The 17,085-nt window shown below is 75.5% G+C and carries 14 protein-coding genes; 3 read left to right on the top strand and 11 right to left on the bottom strand.

What is annotated here, in order from left to right:
* Positions 1 to 66 precede the first annotated feature (66 nt).
* The 8 genes from ACGF0D_RS11735 to ACGF0D_RS11700 all read right to left on the bottom strand — a co-directional run bounded on the left by ACGF0D_RS11735 (position 67) and on the right by ACGF0D_RS11700 (position 8,757).
* Positions 67 to 945 (bottom strand): hypothetical protein, encoded by an 879-nt coding sequence (locus ACGF0D_RS11735; RefSeq protein ID WP_392915033.1) that lies wholly within the window; start codon positions 943 to 945, stop codon positions 67 to 69.
* Positions 942 to 1,907, bottom strand: a complete 966-nt coding sequence (locus ACGF0D_RS11730) for a type II secretion system F family protein (RefSeq protein WP_392915031.1) — start codon at positions 1,905 to 1,907, stop codon at positions 942 to 944. Before ACGF0D_RS11730 ends, ACGF0D_RS11735 begins: the two co-directional genes overlap by 4 nt.
* Positions 1,907 to 3,532: a CpaF family protein gene (locus tag ACGF0D_RS11725; protein ID WP_392915028.1), complete on the bottom strand. Its 1,626-nt coding sequence runs from the start codon at positions 3,530 to 3,532 to the stop codon at positions 1,907 to 1,909. The genes ACGF0D_RS11730 and ACGF0D_RS11725 overlap by 1 nt, the downstream gene beginning before the upstream one ends.
* Complete coding sequence (locus ACGF0D_RS11720; RefSeq protein WP_392915026.1) at positions 3,522 to 5,111, bottom strand: hypothetical protein; 1,590 nt, start codon at positions 5,109 to 5,111, stop codon at positions 3,522 to 3,524. Before ACGF0D_RS11720 ends, ACGF0D_RS11725 begins: the two co-directional genes overlap by 11 nt.
* A complete protein-coding gene (locus tag ACGF0D_RS11715) occupies positions 5,111 to 6,013 on the bottom strand; it encodes an SAF domain-containing protein (protein WP_392915024.1) in 903 nt (300 codons plus the stop codon). The genes ACGF0D_RS11720 and ACGF0D_RS11715 overlap by 1 nt, the downstream gene beginning before the upstream one ends.
* A 160-nt stretch (positions 6,014 to 6,173) precedes the next feature.
* Positions 6,174 to 7,115, bottom strand: a complete 942-nt coding sequence (locus ACGF0D_RS11710; RefSeq protein WP_392915022.1) for a hypothetical protein — start codon at positions 7,113 to 7,115, stop codon at positions 6,174 to 6,176.
* Positions 7,109 to 7,732, bottom strand: coding sequence for a hypothetical protein (locus ACGF0D_RS11705; protein WP_392915021.1), 624 nt, complete (start codon positions 7,730 to 7,732; stop codon positions 7,109 to 7,111). The genes ACGF0D_RS11710 and ACGF0D_RS11705 overlap by 7 nt, the downstream gene beginning before the upstream one ends.
* 137 nt (positions 7,733 to 7,869) lie before the next feature.
* Complete coding sequence (locus tag ACGF0D_RS11700; protein WP_392875413.1) at positions 7,870 to 8,757, bottom strand: hypothetical protein; 888 nt, start codon at positions 8,755 to 8,757, stop codon at positions 7,870 to 7,872.
* Positions 8,758 to 8,877: 120 nt separating this feature from the next.
* Here ACGF0D_RS11700 and ACGF0D_RS11695 point away from each other — a divergent pair, with 120 nt between their 5' ends.
* From ACGF0D_RS11695 to ACGF0D_RS11685, 3 genes are all read left to right on the top strand, one after another.
* Positions 8,878 to 9,483: a pyridoxamine 5'-phosphate oxidase family protein gene (locus ACGF0D_RS11695; protein WP_392915020.1), complete on the top strand. Its 606-nt coding sequence runs from the start codon at positions 8,878 to 8,880 to the stop codon at positions 9,481 to 9,483.
* Between the two features lie 74 nt (positions 9,484 to 9,557).
* On the top strand, positions 9,558 to 10,010 hold the full coding sequence (locus ACGF0D_RS11690; protein ID WP_392875408.1) for a MaoC family dehydratase: 453 nt from the start codon (positions 9,558 to 9,560) through the stop codon (positions 10,008 to 10,010).
* A 375-nt stretch (positions 10,011 to 10,385) separates the two neighbouring features.
* A complete protein-coding gene (locus ACGF0D_RS11685) occupies positions 10,386 to 11,594 on the top strand; it encodes an MBL fold metallo-hydrolase (protein WP_392915219.1) in 1,209 nt (402 codons plus the stop codon).
* A gap of 20 nt (positions 11,595 to 11,614) precedes the next feature.
* Here ACGF0D_RS11685 and ACGF0D_RS11680 read toward each other — a convergent pair whose 3' ends face one another.
* The 3 genes from ACGF0D_RS11680 to ACGF0D_RS11670 form a co-directional block, all read right to left on the bottom strand.
* Positions 11,615 to 12,559 (bottom strand): DUF389 domain-containing protein, encoded by a 945-nt coding sequence (locus ACGF0D_RS11680; protein WP_392875405.1) that lies wholly within the window; start codon positions 12,557 to 12,559, stop codon positions 11,615 to 11,617.
* 152 nt (positions 12,560 to 12,711) lie between these two features.
* Positions 12,712 to 15,456, bottom strand: a complete 2,745-nt coding sequence (locus ACGF0D_RS11675; protein WP_392915018.1) for a DUF6493 family protein — start codon at positions 15,454 to 15,456, stop codon at positions 12,712 to 12,714.
* Positions 15,453 to 16,901 carry an SWIM zinc finger family protein gene (locus ACGF0D_RS11670; RefSeq protein ID WP_392915016.1) on the bottom strand — a complete coding sequence of 483 codons (1,449 nt, stop codon included), beginning with the start codon at positions 16,899 to 16,901 and terminating at the stop codon, positions 15,453 to 15,455. The genes ACGF0D_RS11675 and ACGF0D_RS11670 overlap by 4 nt, the downstream gene beginning before the upstream one ends.
* Positions 16,902 to 17,085 lie beyond the last annotated feature (184 nt).

Below are 17,085 nucleotides of genomic sequence, written 5' to 3'. Positions count from 1 at the left end.
GTGGTGCCGGCTGCTCCGACCGGGCCGATAGGGCCCAGAAGGACGTGAACGAGGCGGTTGGCGCAGTCAGTTGAGCATCTGGTGCAGGGCGGGGAAGACGATCAGGACGGTCATCAGCAGGGTCAGCGCGGCCCCCGGCGCGACCATCCGTTCGCTGTCGGCGTTCGCGCGGGCGAGGTCCTCGGCGAGCAGTTCCCCGCGCAGGCCCTTGGCGCGGGCCCGCAGGGTGTCGTACACGGCGGCGCCGTCGTTGCCGGACAGCCTCATGATGTCGGCCACGTCCTGGAGCGGGCTCAGCCCCAACTCCTCGGCCAGCGCGTCGAGTCCGGCCCACGGTGGGAGTCGGTCGGTGGCCGCGCGTTCCAGGGCGTCGCGGATCCGCCGGAACACCGCGCCCTGCCCGACCGAGGCGGCCCGGCGCAGCGCCTCGGCGGGGCCGCAGTCGGCGGCCCGCTCCATCGCGACGAGTTCCAGGTAGGCGGCGATGCCGTGCAGGTACTCGGTGCGCGCCTCCTTGGCCTCGCCGCGCACGATGGCGTCCGGGACGAACCAGAGCAGTCCGGCCAGCAGCGGGCCGATGACCAGCGGCAGCGCGAACGGCAGGCCGACGTCCATCAGCACGGCCATCGCGCCCAGGTAGGCGGGGAGCATCAGGCCGAGCGCGGCGAACAGCAGTTTGTGCACCATGAACCGGGCCGGGGTGCGGCCGATCAGGGAGAGTTCGCGGCGCGGGACGGAGACCCCGCGCACGTGGACGGACCGTTCGCCGATCCGGTCGTACCAGCGGGGCCGCTCGTCCGGGTGCTGCTCGCGGTCGGCGGGGGTGGCGTGCAGCCGGTCCAGCGCCTGGCGCAGGTCCGGTGGCGCCGGGCGCAGTTCGGCGACCAGGAGGGCGAGGCCGCCGGCCGCGGCGGCGCCGGCCAGCACGGACCAGGGGGAGATCACCGGACCTCCCCGAGCAGTTCGGCCGGCTCCGGCTCGGTCGCCGGTGCGGCGGACCGCCGCCCGCTCCTGCTGCGCCGGTCCGGTGTCAGCAGCCGGGGCACCGGCGGGTGGGAGGCCAGCGCCCGCATCCAGGCGATGATCGCCACGAACAGGGCGGCGACGACGGCGAGCACCACCTGGCCGAGGAAGGTCCCGTACGGCCGGGTGTACTCGGTGTTGAAGGAGCCGACCGTGACGACCAGCACGATGATGCCGACCAGCCAGCGGATGGTGGTCCGGTGCTTGGCCCGGTCGGCCTCGATGGCGCGGCGCTGGCGGACCTCCTCGCGCACCGAGTCGGCCATGTCGGAGAGGGTGCGGGCGAGTCCGGGGCCGCTGTCCCCGGCCCGCAGCACGAGCGCGGCGAGGACCTTGTCGGCGGTGGCGTCGGCGAGGCTGTCGGCGAAGGCGCGCAGCGCCTCCTCGGGCCGCCAGCGGGCCTGCAGCCGGGCGGCCAGTTCGCCGATCTCGTCCTCCAGGGCGGCCGGGGCGGTGCGGCGGCTGGTGACGATGGCCTGGTTGAGGCCGACGCCGAGCAGCAGCACGTCGGCGATCCGCTGGGTCCACTCGGAGAGCGCCTCCAGCCGCTCGATCCGGTGGGTGTCCGGGCGGGTGGTGTCGAACAGCCAGGGCAGGCCGAAGACGGCCAGCGGCACCAGCAGCGCGGTCAGCGGGATGCCGGTGAACAGCCAGGCCAGCGGCGCCCCGGCGAGCGCGAGCGGCAGTTGGACGCGGCGCAGCCGCACCATCCGGTTCGCGGCCGTCCCGGGGGCGCCGTACCAGAACACGTGGAGGCGGCCGGCCAGCGGGTTGACCGCCGGTTCGGCCCCGTCCTCGTCGCCGGGCTCGCTGCCGCGGGCCCAGACCACCAGGGCGACCAGGCCGCCCGCGAGCGCCAGCCCGCACAGGGCGAAGAGCAGCATCACCGCGCGCCACCGCCGATCCGCAGCTGCAGCGGGGTGGCCCAACTCCCGTACCGGGAGCCGAGCAGCGAGGCGTCGAAGCCGGCCCGGCGCAGGTCGTCCAGGCACTGCGGCGGGGTGTGCGGGACGGCCCGCGGCTCGCCGAGGTCCGGCCGGGGGCCGAAGACGGTGTTCAGTGCGGGCCGGCCGCTCTCCCCGAGGCCGGTGACCTCCAGGACGTGGGACACGAAGCGGTGCCGGCGGCCGCCGACGGCGGTCTCGTCGACCATGGTGACGTGCACGATGAGGTCCAGGGCGTTGGCGGTGAGCCGGTAGGCGAGTGAGTCGGTCATGTGCGAGCCGTATTCCAGGCAGAGTTCGGCGATGCGGTCGACGACCATGTGCGGGCCGCGGGCGTGCAGGGTGCACATCGAGCCGCCCTCGCCGTTGGTCATGACCCGCAGCATCGGGACGACCTCGCCGGAGCGGACCTCCCCGACGATGATCCGGGAGAGCGTCATGCGCAGCGCGGCCGGGATGAGGTCGCCGATGCTCAACTCCCCGGCCAGGCGCCCTTCGACGCGTTCGCCGTTGCCCTCCCTGGCCTCCATCGGGACGACCTGGCGCAGGTGGCCGAGGGTGTGCAGCCAGAGTTCGAACTCCGACTCCAGGGTGCCGATCCGCTCGTCCGGCGGGATCTCGGCGGCCATCGCGCGCAGCAGACTGGTCTTGCCGACGCCCTGGGTGCCGGTGATCATGACGTTCTTCCTGGCCCGGATCGCGGCGGCCAGGAAGGCCGCCAAGGTGGCGTCCAGGGTGCCGAGTTCGACCATCTCGGGCAGGGTCGCGGAGGCCACCCGGTGGCGTCGGATCGCCACGTACGGGCGGGGCGTCACCTCGGTGAGCGCCTGGAGGCGCATGCCGCCCTCCAGGCGCAGCGCGAGGGTCGGGCTGGCGGTGGACAGGCTGCGCTCGCCGCCGCCGTGCTGGCGGGCCAGGTCCTGGAGCAGCTCGACGAGTTCGGCGTCGCTGTCGGCCACCGGCGGTACCTGGCGCAGGGGTTGGTGCACCTTGGAGACCCAGACGTCGTCACAGCCGTTGATCAGGATGTTCTCGATCTCCGGGTCGTCCAGGTAGGGCTGGAGCCGGCCGGCCCGGAACAGCAGGTCGAAGACGGCCTCGGCGAGGGCGCGGTCCTGCTCCCGGGTGGGCGGGATGCCGTGGGTCTGGGCGTACGCGTCGGACCACCGGGCGACGGCCTCCTCGATCAGCGCCCGGCCGCGCTGGCGGCGGGTGGCGCGGTCCGGATCGGAGCCGGAGGCGGCGGTCAACCGGGTGATCTGCTGGTGCAGTTCGGCCGCGACCTGGCGCTTGAGCTCGCGGGCGACCTGCGGGTCGACGGCGGGCCTGGTGGCGGCACCGCGCAGGTCCAGCGAGGGCAGCTGGGAGGGCACGGCGGTGGGCCCGGCCGTGCCGGGCGGGACGGGCTGCGGCGCGACGGGCTGGGCGGCGGCCGGCTGGGGCGCGACCGGGCCGGGCTGGTACCCGTGCGGCGGGGCGACCGGGCCGGGCGCCGGCACCGGTGTGGCCCAGGGCAGCGCGGCCGGATCGGAGGCGGGACGCTGGTGCAGGGGGCTACCGCGCACGGAGCACCTCCCCGGGGTTCGGCGGGTACGGACCGTCGGGATCGTCCCGACGGTCCGTCACGCTCGGCTGCTGGAGTGGGTACCGGTCGTCCGGCTCACCGTACGGGGCGGACTGGACGTGGGCCGGGAACGGCGCCGGCGCGGCCGGCTGCGGGGCGAGCCCGGCCAGCGGCGCCACCGGTCCTGTGGTGATCACCGGCGGGACGGGCTGCGGCGGGCTGTAGGAGGGCTGCTCGCCCTCGGCCGTCCCGTAGCCGGACCGGCCGTGCGTGAACTGGCCCTGTGTGAACTGTCCTTGTGCGTACTGGCCCTGCATGGACTGCCCCTGCGCAGACTGCTCCTGCGCGGAGTGGCCGTGGGCCGCCGCGCCGTACCCGCCCGAGGCGTACGGGGCCTGGCCGTGGCCGCCCTGCCCGTACCCACCACCCGAGACGTACCCGGCTTGGTCGTACCCCGGCTGCGCGTACCCCGGCCGGCCGCCCTGTCCGTACGCCGACTGCCCGTACGGGCCCGGCGCGGGCGAGGGCGTGGGCCCGGCCGGGGGCACGGGCATCGACGGCTGCGAGGGCATCGCCTGCTGCGGCGCCATCGGCATGGGCGGGGTCGGTATCGGCGGGGCCGGCATCGGAGCCGTCGGGACGGGGGACGCCGGGGCCGGAGCCGTCGGGACGGGGGGCGTCGGCACCGCCGCCGCGACCGGGGCCGCCGGACCGCCCGCCGCACCGCCCGCCGCACCGCCCGCCGCACCGCCGGCCGTCAGCTGGGCCGGCGCCGCGTCCTGCGCGACACCCGGCGCGAGCCGCTGGCGCCGACGGCGGATCAGCAGCTGCACCTCGTCCGCCGCCGACCGCGCCGTCCGCATCAGCTCCGAGCGGATGAACCGCCGGTCGGTGGTGTCCCCGCCGTCGGAGAGCACCTTCGCCGTCCGGAGGGCGTGCGGCAGCACCCCGAGCACCGGCAGTCCGAGCTCTCGGGACACCTCCGCCCGCGTGTACGGCCCCTCGGCGACCAGCAGCAGCCCGAGCGCGTCCGCCCCGGTGCCGGCCGCGGCCAGGTCCTCGGCCAGGGCGGCGAGCCGGGGCCGGACCGAGCTCAGCCCGCGCAGCGTGGTGCGCACGGTCGCCACCACCACGTCGGCGCGGCGGGCCAGCACCGCGCTGTGGCCGGTGGCGCCGGAGCGGCCGAGGTCCACGATGACGTCGTAGCCCTGCTGTTCCACGCCGCGCAGCAGTTCGGCGAGCGGCTCCCAGGTGTAGGCGAGGCCGGGCGCCTGGGTGGGGTCGGTCAGCCCGGGCAGCAGCAGCCGCTCGGCGCCACCCTCGGGCGAGAGGTCGATCAGCTGCTCCCAGATGGTCTGCGCGAGCAGCCCGCGGCGGTCGGCGACGGCCAGGTTGCGCAGCCCGTACACCGCCTCGACCCGGCCCTCCAGGGCGCCGGCGAGCACCGCGCCGCCGTCCGGGTCGGCCTCGACCAGCAGGATCCGCCGGCCGGGCTGCAGCGGCCAGGACAGCAGCAGCGCCAGGGCGGTGGTGGTCGCTCCCGGTGCGCCCGGGCCGCCGACCACCGCGATCACGGCCATCAGGCACCGCCCGTCGCGGCCGGCGCTCCGGGCGAGGCACCGCCGGAGGTGGCGGCGCCCGGGGTGGCGGCGCCCGGTGCGGGGGCGCCCGGGGTGCCGGCGGCGGCCGAGGGCGCGCCGCTCGTCGCCGGGGCCGGCGCGGCGCCGCCGGCGGGGGCACCGGCCGCGGGGGCTCCGGCCGCCGACCCGCGGGGCGCGAGCAGTACCTGGATCCGCCCGCTCGCCACCCACTGCGCCAGCCGGGGCCCGTCCGCGGTGCCGACCGCCACGTCGATCACCTGGCTGCCGTCGGTGTCCACCCGGCCGACGGTGATCACCGTGGCGGGCAGCGAGTCGGCCCGGCCGTTGTCGGGGGTGAAGACGATGACCAGCTGGACGCCGGGCTGCAGCCGGCTGGCGGGCAGCTGGCTGCGCTTGGCCGACACGCCGACGACGATCTGCCCGGGCTGCAGCGACAGGCCCTGGGCGAGGTCGGAGCCGGTGAGCATCGCGCCGCGCTTGAGGTCGGTGGCGGCCCGCATGCCGACCGCCTTCGCCCGGTCCTGGGCCGACACCGGGTGCAGCGCCGGATCTCCCGCGATCCGGGCGACCACCAGGTCGTCCTCGGTGATCACCTGTCCCCACGGCACGTCCCGGGCCAGCGCCAGCACCGCGACCCGCTGGCCGGTGCTGTTGTAGAGGACGGCCCCGCCCAGCCCGCCGGCCGCGATCAGCGCGACCGCCATCGCCAGCACCGCCGGGCGCCGCCGCCGCGCCCGCATGGTCCGCCCGGGCGCGTGCGGCACGGCCCGCCCCCGGCCCTTGCCCCGGCCGCCCTGCTCCGGCTGCTCCGGGAGCGGCACGGACGCCGCCGCGCCCGCGGAGGTGCCGGATCCCGGCGTCGCGAACGTACGGTTCTCCACCGGGTTCCGCCCTTCCCTCGTTCGTCTCCGGCTCGTCTGGCCGGTCAGGCTGGTCTGGCTGGTCTGGCTGGTCTGGCTGGTCTGGCTGGTCAGTGTGTGAATCGCCGTACCGGCGCCCCCACCCGGGAGCGGCCGGCCGGCCGCTCCCGGTCGGGCGCGCTCAGTTGAGCACCTGCATCTCGGCGACCTTGAGCTGGAAGGGAACGCTGCTCCGCCTGATGCCCCGAAGCTTGAACGTCCGCGGGTTCGGCCCTCCGGTGACCACCACGGTGGCCTCCCACTGCATCGTCACCGTGGCGTTGAAGACGCCGTTCTTCTCGCCGGCCGAGCTGGTCCTGAACTCGTAGCCGCAGTCCGGGGACTTCGCGTCGCCGTACTTGGGGTCGTACGGCGTGCCGGTCGTGGCGCAGGAGGTCTGGAGGTTGCCGCCGAAGCTCCAGTCCGCCTTCACCAGCCGGGGCGTGACGGTGACCGCGATGCCCGCGAGCTCCGCGTGGCCGACGCCCGGCAGCGCGGCGCCGTCCGCCCAGAGCCAGACCGGGGCGTTGACCACCGCGGTGTTCTGGGGTGCGGCCCGGCCCACCGGCGGCGTGAAGTGGACCTGGTCGGTGGCCCGCTCGATGACTCTGGCCTCCGTGGTGACGTCCTGCCCCGGCGTGGTGGCCTCGAAGACGATCTCGGCGCCGCCCATGCCCCCGTCGGTCTGCGGGCAGACCTTCGTGTAGAGCGCGCCGTCCTTCGGGTCGTGGCCGCCCCACGCCGGGTCGCCCGCGGCCGGCGGGTTGTCCAGCGGGCGGAAGTAGCAGCCCTTGCTGCTGCTGAACCAGCCCAGCTCGGGGTCGTGGCAGGCCCACGTGACCTGGTGGTAGTCGCACAGCTGCGGCCCGGTGTCCGAACCGCCGCCGCCGGGCTGGGATCCGCCGGGCCCGGGGGTCGTTCCACCGGAGTGGACGTCCACGCAGATCACCGTCGGGTAGCACTGTTCGGCCCCGCCGCCCGGTGGTTCGTCCGCGGACGCGTTCACCGCCGAGGACAGCAGCAGTCCGGCCGACATCGACACGGCGATCGCGATCCGCCGGGCCGGTTTCCGCGCGTTCAGCATGTCCGGTCCACCTCCCGCTTGAAGTCGTTGATCAACCAATGTGCTTGGAACCAGCGCAGGGACGCGGTCGCGACGTACCGGTTCAGCCGGGATCCGGGATCCTTGGCGGCCCTGGTCACGGCATCGACGCGGTGCCAGTCCGACAGGTCGACGCAGTCCTCGATCACGGCGGTCTGCGGATCGGATTTCAGGTCGATGCCCTTGACCACCGCGGAATTGCGCGGCGTTCCGGTCATCACCGCTTTGGCGTCGCGCAGTTGACGAAGGCTTACCAGACTGTCGGACAGCGCCCGGCCGGAGGAGTACTGCTCCAGTCCGTAGCCGTCCGAATCCGCACGCCCGAAGGCGTCCGCCTGGGCCTGCCACCAATCCTGATACGCCTTCAGAGCCAGCCGCCCCATGGCCCCTTCCGGGCCGCTGGTCGGCGCGATCGAGCCGTTTACCGAACCACTCGAAGGAGTTAGCGGATCCACTCCCGCGACGGTGGGCGCAGCCGACCCGAGGCGATCGACGGAACCACCCGCACCACCGCTCGCACAGGCGCCGAGCAGCAACACCAGTACCGCCCCACCGACCCCAACCGCCCCAGGGCGCAACACATTTCCGCGCTGCCGCATGGCCCCACCTCATTGCGACCGACCTGATCCGTGATCCACGGCCGCCAGGAGAATTCCGCCGTCCCGCCGGTGTTTCCGCTGGGGATCGATTCTTCGCCAACCCACCCCATCACGGCAACACCTCAGGCCCCCTGACCTTACGCGGAAGGCGGTTCCGTCGGGGCACTTTCCCGCCACAGAACGGCCAACAGTTCCTCGGAAAGCGACAATCCGGCCAATGCGCCCCGAACCGCGGCCCGATTGCGCATCAGAAGCCGCCCGGCGTGCGGCGGAACGAGCAGGCGCGCGCCAGGCGCACCCGAACTACCGACCGGTTCTCCACCGCCCGTCAGCGCGGCCACGGCCGGCTGGAGATCGAGCGGGGCGACGGCCGCGGGGGCACCCGGGACGCCCTGGCGCAGGACGGTGGTCAGAGCCCGGCTGAACGAGCCCTCCCCGCCCGGCAGTACGGCGTCCCGGCCACGTCTGCCCGGGGTGTAACGGTTCCCCGGGGCGTAGCGGCCGATCCGGCCCCACAGCGGGACCCTGGAGTAGCTCAGCAGTTCGCCGGCGCCGTCCTCGCCGTTCTCCACCGCCGCCCAGGTGTCCCGGTCGGCCACCGCGTCGACCAGCAGCAGGGCCTCCTCCTGGTCACCGTGCACCATCGCGCTGACCACCCAGTCCCAGGCCAGGCCCCGACGGTAGGCGTTGTCGGCGGTGCTGCCGGCGGTGACCAGGGCGAGCCGGCGCCCGCGCGGGTCGGCCACCAACTGGCCGACCAGGCAGACCAACAGCCAGCGGCCGGGGTGCTGGGCGGCGTCCCGGACGGCGGTGAGCATGGCGTTGGCGTCCGCGTCCGGCGGCACCGTGGTGACCCTGCAACCGGCCGCTCCGGTGTCGAAGCACATCCCGGGCAGCACCTCGGCGAGCAGCCGGGCGCCGTCCGGTGCGAGCGCCGCACCCCCGAAGGCCCGGTCGGGGCCGCCGTCCGCCCCGATCACCACCAGATCGACCCCGCCCGCCATCCGGCCGTCCCCCTCCTCCACCGTTTCTCCACCCGCCGGGCAGGCTACCGCCCCCGAGGGCCTCCGACGGGGCTCCCGGCCCGTCCGCTCAGGGACCATGGGCCCTATCGGTACGCGCGCCGACCGAGGACGATCGGACGCATGGAGCGTGAGGACCGTGTGGAGACCCTGAGCGAGGCCGAGTGCCTGCGGCTGCTCAGCACCGTGCCCGTCGGGCGCGTGGTGTACACCGAGCACGCGCTGCCGGCCGTCCTTCCGGTCTCCTTCGAGGTCCTGGACGGGCGGCTGGTGCTCGCCGTGCGCCGTGGAAGTGCCACCGCGCGCGGGCTTGACGGCACGGTGGTGGCCTTCCAGGCGGATCTGCTGGACCCGGTCACCCGCACCGGGTGGAGCGTCCTGGTGCACGGACGGGCCGACGTGATGACCGACCCCGAGCAGATCCGGCGGGTGCTGCGCTCCGGACTGCGGCCCTGGGTGGGCGATCCGGAGCCACTGTTCGTCGCGCTGGTGCCGGAGCTGGTGAGCGGCCGCCGACTGTTCCCGACCGGGCCGGGCGCCCCGGCCCGCCAGACGCGGCGGCCTTCGGACGCCGGGCGGATGGACACTGGGCGGACGGACACCGGGCAGGTGGGTGCCGGGCGGATGGACGCCGGGCAGGTGGGTGCCGGGCGGACGGGTGCCGGGCAGGTGGGCCTGGGGAGCGCGGACGCCGGGCCCGTGAACACCGGTTTTCCGTTCGGCTCCTGACAGATACCGGTGGGTAGGCATACGCTTCCGGCGTCCTGATCCCTCCCCGGGCCCGTCCCCACCAGGAGCTCACCGTGACGACCTTCGCCTCCCTCGCCGAGCTGACCGCCGCCGTCGGCACCGAGCTGGGCACCAGCCAGTGGCACACCATCGAGCAGCGGCGGATCGACCTGTTCGCCGAGGCGACCGGCGACCACCAGTGGATCCACGTGGACCCGGAGCGGGCCAAGGACAGCCAGTTCGGCTCGACCATCGCGCACGGCTACCTGACCCAGTCGATGATCCCGGTGCTGGCGAAGGAGTGCTACGCCGTCGAGGGCGTGCGGATGGCGCTGAACTACGGTTCCGACAAGGTGCGCTTCCCGGCCCCGGTGCCGGTGGGCACCGCGATCCGGGCCACCGCCGAGCTGCTCTCGGCCACCGAGGTGCCGGGCGGCGTCCAGGCGGTGGTGCGGTTCACCGTGGTCAGCGAGGGGAGCACCAAGCCGCACTGCGTCGCGGAGACGATCACCCGCTTCTACGCCTGACGGGAGCGCGCCCACGCGGGCCCGGGCCGACGGCGTGCGTGCCCGGACCGGCAGGCGTGCGGGGCCGGGCGGAGCGGAGCGGGCGGGCCCGGGCGGCGGCGTGCGGCCCATTCCTCCCGGGTCCCCCGATTGGACCGCGCCGGGCTCTCCACCAGGTCCGGACGGCCCACGACGAGTAACCTCCGACGAGATGGTTGTCGTATCGCAGCAGCCCCATTTGGCGCTGCGCTGCACGCCCCGGCCCGCCCGGTAGCCGTGACCGTCCCTGGAGGAGCCGTGCCCCGCCCAGCCCCGTGGTTCTCCCGCCTCGCCGGTCTGTCCTCGCAGTTCGTCCCGCCGGCCACCGGCCCCGCCGCCGAGCGCGCCGTCCCCGGCCTGGCCGGACTGCCCCGGGCCGCCTGGCACCGGGTCCGGACCGACCCCTTCGGCGCCGAACCCAGGGGCGAGCGGCTGGCCCGCATCCGCCGCTCCCCGCAGTTCGCCGACGGCGCCTTCCGCAACCCGGTGCCCACCCGCCGCCTGGTGTACGAGCGCAGCCCGCTGGAGATCACCCACGCCCAGCTGACCGGGGACAAGGCCCGCCGGAGGCCGACCGCCGCCATTCCGCTGCACCGGCTGCTCCCGGTCGACCTGGCAGCGCCGCCGGAGTCCGGGCTGCGGCTGACCTGGCTGGGGCACGCCTCCGTGCTGGCCGAGATCGGCGGGCGGCGGGTGCTGCTCGACCCGGTCTGGGGCGAGCGCTGCTCCCCCTTCTCCTGGACCGGGCCCAAACGGCTGCACCCGGTGCCGCTGCCGCTGTCCGAACTCGGGCCGGTGGACGTGGTCGTGATCTCCCACGACCACTACGACCACCTCGACATGGACACCGTCCGGGCTCTGATCGGGACGGACGCGGTGTTCGCCGTGCCGCTCGGGGTCGGGGCGCACCTGGAGCACTGGGGCGTACCGGCCGCGCGGATCGTCGAACTGGACTGGTGGGAGTCGGCCGAGGTCGCCGGGCTGACCCTGACCGCCACACCGGCCCGGCACTACTGCAGCCGCGGGCCGCGCACCAGTTCGCTGTTCCTGTGGGCGTCCTGGGTGGTGGCCGGCGGCGGACGGCGGATCTTCCACAGCGGGGACACCGGCTACTTCCCCGGCTTCGCCGAGATCGGCCGCCGGCTCGGCCCGTTCGACGCGACGATGATGCAGGTCGGCGCGTACAGCGACTTCTGGCCCGAGGTGCACATGACCCCCGAGGAGGGCGTGCGGGCGCACCTGGACCTGGGCGGCGAGCTGCTGCTGCCGATCCACTGGTGCACCTTCAACCTCGCGCTGCACCCCTGGGAGGAACCCGCGGAGCGGGTGGTCACCGCGGCCCAGGCGCTCGGTGCCCGGCTCGCGGTGCCCCGCCCCGGCAAGCCCTTCGAACCCGCGCGCCCGCCCGCCCTGCGCCTGTGGTGGCGCGCCGTCGCCGCCGCCCCGCGCGACGTCCCGCCGCTGGTCGACGAGCGGCGGCCGGGCGAAGGGGTGGCGGCGGGCGGGGGCGGGGCGCGCGAACAGGCGACGACTTTCAGCGAACAGATTTCAAAATCTGTTCGCTGAAAGTCGTCAGCTGAAAGTCGTCACCCCTTCGCCGTCACCCGCCGACGCCGGATCACCGCCCAAGCCGCCTGCTGAACCAACAGGGTCAGCACCCCGGCCAGCACGATCCCCAGCAGGTTCAGCAGCAGCTGCGCGCTGGAGCCCCAGAACTGCTTGACGTCGCCGTAGCCGAGGGCGACGGCCGCATTGGCCGCGGCGGGCACGGTGGTGACCGAGATCGCCACGCCGACCAGGGCCCCGGCCTTCGAGGAGGTGAGCGAGAGCAGCCCCGCGACGCCCGCCAGGAAGGCGACCACGAAGGACGTCGCGTCCGGCTGCCAGATGAACGAGGTGTTCGGCCGCACGGCGTCGAACTTCGCCTCGCTGAACAGCCCGAGGCCTTCCATCAGCATCCCGAAGCAGACGGTCAGCCCCATCGCCACCACGAAACCCGTCACCAGCGCGTTCAACGATCGCAGTGCCGGGCGCAGCCGTCGCTGGACGACCGCCACGCAGAGCCCGGCCAGCGGCCCGAACTCCGGTCCGACGGCCATCGCGCCGACGATCAGGATCGCGCTGTCCAGCACCGCGCCACAGGCCGCGAGCATGGTGGCGGTGGTGAGGAAGGCCAGGAACACCCACGTGAGGGTGGACTCCTCGTGGGTGATCTCGGAGACCGACTCCCACACCAGCGCGTCCGCCCCCTCCCCGGGGGCCAGCCGCTCGGCCTCCTCGGCCGCCGCCGAGAGGGTCAGCTCGACCGCCGAGACGTCGATCGCGCCGCGCTCGGCCAGCCCCGTGGCGCGCAGCGCGCCCAGGACCTCGTCCGCCGCCTCGCGGGCCACGTCGCAGAGCACCACGTCGCCGGCGGGCCGGACGGCCGCGTCCGGGAGCAGGACGACGTGTGTCACCCCGACGACCTCGTCCAGGCAGTCCAGCACGCGGTTCCGGAGGTCGGGCGGGACGATCAGGCGAAGGTGCAGCACGGGCGCTCCGGTGGGCAGGGCAGGCGGAAGGTCCCGCCCACCCTAGGCCCGCCCCGCACCGGACCCCGCACCACCCCGGGCCCGCGCCACCCCGATCCCGCACCGCGGCCCGTCAACGGCCCGGCCCCTCAGCGCTTCAGCCCTTCAGCCCTTCAGCCCGCGAGGACGTCCCGTAGCGCCCGGGCCTCCTTGACCACCCGGCCCGCGCCGCCGCGCCCGGCCACCGCCGTCACCTCGGCGACCGGCCCGCGGGCGCCGGTACGCCGGGCGCAGTCGGTGGCCAGCGCGATCAGGTCGCCCAGCCCGCGCGTCGACGGATCGGCCTCCCCCAGCAGAGCCGGCAGGGCCGCCCCGAGCACCGACCAGACCGTCGCCCGGGCGCCGCTCTCCGCCGCCAGGGTGAGCGCCGCTCCCAGCCGGCCGGCCGTCACCGTGCCGCAGGCCACCAGGGCCCCGAGTTCGCGGCCGAGCAGCGCGCTGTCCAGGTCACCGCGCGCGGCGAGCACCAGCAGGGCGTCCACCGCCGCCGTCCGGTCCTCGACGTGCCGGGCGCCCAGGCCGTACGCCAGCGCCAGGTGCAGCGCGAGCCCGGCCGGGCCGCCGGCCTCGGCGAGCAGCGGGAGGTGGCCGGCGGCCCCGCGCTCGTCCCGGTCGGCGCCCTCGGCGAAGGGGTCGAGCCAGCGCGCGGCCAGCTCCTCCCGGTGCCAGGGGAGCATCGCGAACCAGTGCGCGACGGGCCGCCGGCTCCAGTCGTACACCTTGCGGGCGCGGGCCACGCTGGGCTCGGTGCCGTCCAGCAGGGCCAGGAACTCGCTGGGGAGGCGTTCGCCGCCCGGCCCCACCGGCCCGGCGCCGATGCCCGGCTGGGCGACGGCGATCCGCTCGATCTCCTCCCACCAGCGGTTCCCGTACACGTTGGTGCGCCGCAGCCCCTTGCCGGGCGCGAACAGCACCCGCTTGGACGGCTGACCGTGCAGTCCGCCGGTGCGCAGCCAGTGCGCCAGCCGGCGCCCGGCCGGGGAGGTGAGCGCCTCGGCGGCCTTCAGCGCCGCCCCCTCTGCCACCGACCCGTCTGTCACCGGCCCGACCGCCACCGGCCCGACCCGCAGCAGGGCCTGGGACAGGTCTGCCTTCCCCGGTGTGACACCCGCCGCCTCGTACCCGGCGATCCGCTCGACCAGCACGGCCGGGTCCAGCGCGCCGGTGGCATCGGTCGGGGTGGCGAGCAGGTACGGCGGCCGGGTGGCCGTCACCTGCCAGGCCGCCTCCTCCAGCCGGGCGGCGAGAACGGCCCCGGGCACGGTGGTGCCCGGGCCGCGCAGCGCCGAGCCGTCCCTTCCGCGGAGGGAGTCCCAGAACCGGCGCGGCGGGAGCTCCCCGGCCACCGCGGCCACCACGAAGAGGATCTCCCGGGGCGTGCAGTCCCCCCAGCTGCCGGTGCCGCGCCACGGATGCACCCGGCGGACCGGCTCCAGCGCCTCGACCAGCGCCGCCCGGTCCCGGTGGGTCAGCCGGACCAGCCCGTCCAGCACCCGTTCGAAGGCCGCCATGCCGGGCTCGCGCGCCGCGAGCAGGGCGGACAGTTCCTCCGCGAGTTCGGCCGCCGAGCCGATCGGCGCGCCGAGCGGGCGCGGCTCGGGGGCAGGCGGCAGGAGTTCGTTCCATCCGGTGTCCGGGTCGCCCCCGTCGCCGCCGACCGGCGCGCCGAACAGCTCGCCCGCGCGCCGGTGGTGGGCCGGGTTGAGCGTCTCGGCGGCGGAGCGCAGGTCCGCCAGCACCGCATCCCCCGCCGCCTTCAGGTGACGGGCCACCACGTTCAGCGCCCGCTCCTGGAGGGCCGTGTCCGGATGTCCGAAGGCCTCGGCCGCGGCCAGCACCACCGGTCCCGAACGCGCGGGCGCGCGCCGGGCGGCCTTCTCCAGCCAGGCCAGCTGGGCGCGGACCAGCTTCTTCTCGTTCCGGAACAGCACCACCGCCGAGGCCTCGGCGAGCACCTCGGGCTCGATCAGGCCGGCCTCGTCCAGCCCGGCGAGGACGTCCTGGGCGTGCCCGGCGATCACCGACAGGCCGTCCAGCAGCGCCACCACGTCGCGCACCCTGGCCGCGTACTCCTCGGCCGTCGGGGCGAGCGCCCGCAGCACCTCCAGGAAGGCCCGCTGGTCGGTGGCCTTGCCGCCGCGCAGCAGCCGGGCGAGGCAGCGGTCGAGCAGCTGGGTGCGGTCCACCACTCCGGCCGCAGCCAGTTCGCCGATCGCCTCCGTCCAGATGTCGCCGGGGCGCGGGCTGAGCCGGAAGGTCAACGTGTAGCCGACATCGGCGAGTTCGAACAGCTCGGGCAGCAGCACCGGGGTGAAGGCGTCCTCGCGCAGCACGTCGGCCAGCGTCGGGCGCGGGCCGCCCGTTTCGTCGCTGTGGTCCATCCAACTCCGGACGAAGGACTCGCCGCGCGGCACCTCGCAGCCGGTGCGCCGGACCACCGCCTCGATCACCGGGTACATCGACCAGCCCCAGCTCCGCACCGGCCGGGCGGCGAGCCGGGTGACCACCTCGACCTGCCACTCCACCGGCTGCGCCTCGATGACCTGGTGCAGCACGGAGTTCCGGGCCCAGTCCCGGACGCCGAAGTCGCTGCCGGCCAGCCAGGTGGCGGCGCCGGCCGGGCCGGCGTGGCAGCCGGCCCCGGCCACCAGCAGCCTGCCCTTGACCTCGGCCGACTCCCGTGACCAGTCCTGGCGCAGTTCCTTGCGCAGCTCCTTGAGGGCGGGCAGGCAGGCCCGCCGCTGGGCCGCGTCCAGGGCGGCCAGCAGCTCCGGTATCCGCGCCAGCCGACCGGACCGGACGGCGGCGAGCAGCTCGTCGACCGGCCCCTGGCGCTCGGTGCCCGAGGTCGTGCTCACGCTCCGGCCCCCTTCGTCCCCGCAGCCCCGGTGGCCTCCACGGTCCCGGCCGTCTCCACGGCCCCGGCGGACGACACGGCCCCGGCGGCCGCGTCCCGCACCATCCCGACCGCCAGCGCGTGCTTGCACGGCCCGCGCCCGCCCCGGTACTTGCCCCACCACAGGCAGGTGCAGCTCGACCGCCCCGACGCGTCCGTGCGCACCCGCTGGATGTGGTCGTCCACGGTGACGACGGCCGTCGCCCCGCCCTCCTCGAACCGCACCGCGCCCGCCGCGACCAGTGCCCGGGCGGCCCGCAGCCGGGGGTTGGCCGTCTCGGCCCGCCCGGCGTCGTACGGGAGCTGCCGGTGGAAGTACGCGGCCTCGGCGGCGTCGTAACCGATCTGCCCGGCGGTGCCCAGCCGGGTGAGCGCGGCGCGGACCCGCTCGGGGCTCAGCCCGGACTGGGCGGCGAGGTCCCCGACCTCGATCCGGGGCTCCCAGGCGAGCAGCACCGCGATCAGCTCGGCGTCCCGCTCGGCCGCCGCGGTGGCGAGCGAGTCGAGCACGCCGCCCTCGCCGGAGAAGCCCCGGGACACGTCCGGCGACAGCGTCAGGGTCAGCCGCATGCCGGGCAGCACCGCCTCCCAGGCGGAGGCGGTGGGCTGCCCGGCCGCCACCGGCCCGTACACCCGCAGGGCGAGCGCGTGCCGCAGCACCCGCTGGAGCGCGACCAGCCGCTCGGGCCCGGGCAGGCAGACCGCGCCGGGGACCGGACGGGTGGTCGGCCGCAGTGACGTCCCGGCCGGGACGACCCAGCCGACGCCGGCCCGCCCGCCGCGCCCGGCCCGCGGCAGCGAGCGCAGGAAGCGGACCGCCTCGGCGGCGGGCAGCTCGGCGCGCAGCTCGAAGCCGGCGGCCACCACCTGGGTCTCGGCGAAGCCGCGCAGCCAGCGCTCCGGCAGCGGGACCTTCTTCTCGACCAGCGGGCCGTCGAAGGTGGTGACCTCCAGCGCGTCCGGCCCGACCGCGAGGTGCAGCGGGTCCGCGGGGCCGATCCTGGTCAGCGCCTCGCGCAGCGGGTTGTTGACGTCCACGTTGGTGGTGCCGTGGCCGATCTCGTCCCCGTCGAGCCCGGCCTGGAGCACGTCGAGCCGGGCGTAGACGCCGCAGCAGCCCGAGAAGGACTCGAAGCGCAGCCGGTCCCCGTTGGCGGTGACCACCGGGTCGAGCGAGGCGCGCAGCTGCGGCTGGTAGTAGCGCGCGGCGGCGACGTCCGCGACCGCGAGCAGGGCCGCGGCGGCCGGCGCCGGATCGGCCAGGAAGCCCGCGAAGAAGCGCGGGTTGGCGGCGGCGCCGAGCGGGGTGGCGCCGCCGGAGGTGGCCAGGTCGAGGCACCGGCCGTCGGCGCCGTCCAGGACGGCCGACGGGCGCAGATAGGCGTACGCGTGTGCGGATTGCGTCATGCCGAGCACGCTAGGTGAGGGCACTGACAATCCGTCGGGGCGGCACCGACCCCGCCTCAGGACGACACTGACCCCGCCTCGGCCCCGGCCTCGGACCGGCCTCCCGGGCCCTCGACCCGAGAATCGAACTGGAACGTGTTCTATGTCATCCGACGGCCATCGCGACGACGTTACCCAGGTCACA

Origin of the sequence: Kitasatospora sp. NPDC048298 (genome assembly GCF_043201465.1) — a bacterium.
Classification (GTDB): Bacteria; Actinomycetota; Actinomycetes; order Streptomycetales; family Streptomycetaceae; genus Kitasatospora.
This window is presented reverse-complemented; position numbering and strand designations above follow the sequence as displayed.

What these genes read in the sequence shown, in the direction of transcription:
- ACGF0D_RS11730 (WP_392915031.1), bottom strand. Translation starts at nt 1,907, where the DNA reads ATGCTGCTCTTCGCCCTGTGCGGGCTGGCGCTCGCGGGCGGCCTGGTC.
- ACGF0D_RS11720 (WP_392915026.1), bottom strand. Translation starts at nt 5,111, where the DNA reads ATGGCCGTGATCGCGGTGGTCGGCGGCCCGGGCGCACCGGGAGCGACC.
- ACGF0D_RS11710 (WP_392915022.1), bottom strand. Translation starts at nt 7,115, where the DNA reads ATGCTGAACGCGCGGAAACCGGCCCGGCGGATCGCGATCGCCGTGTCG.
- ACGF0D_RS11705 (WP_392915021.1), bottom strand. Translation starts at nt 7,732, where the DNA reads ATGCGGCAGCGCGGAAATGTGTTGCGCCCTGGGGCGGTTGGGGTCGGT.
- ACGF0D_RS11695 (WP_392915020.1), top strand. Translation starts at nt 8,878, where the DNA reads ATGGAGCGTGAGGACCGTGTGGAGACCCTGAGCGAGGCCGAGTGCCTG.
- ACGF0D_RS11670 (WP_392915016.1), bottom strand. Translation starts at nt 16,901, where the DNA reads ATGACGCAATCCGCACACGCGTACGCCTATCTGCGCCCGTCGGCCGTC.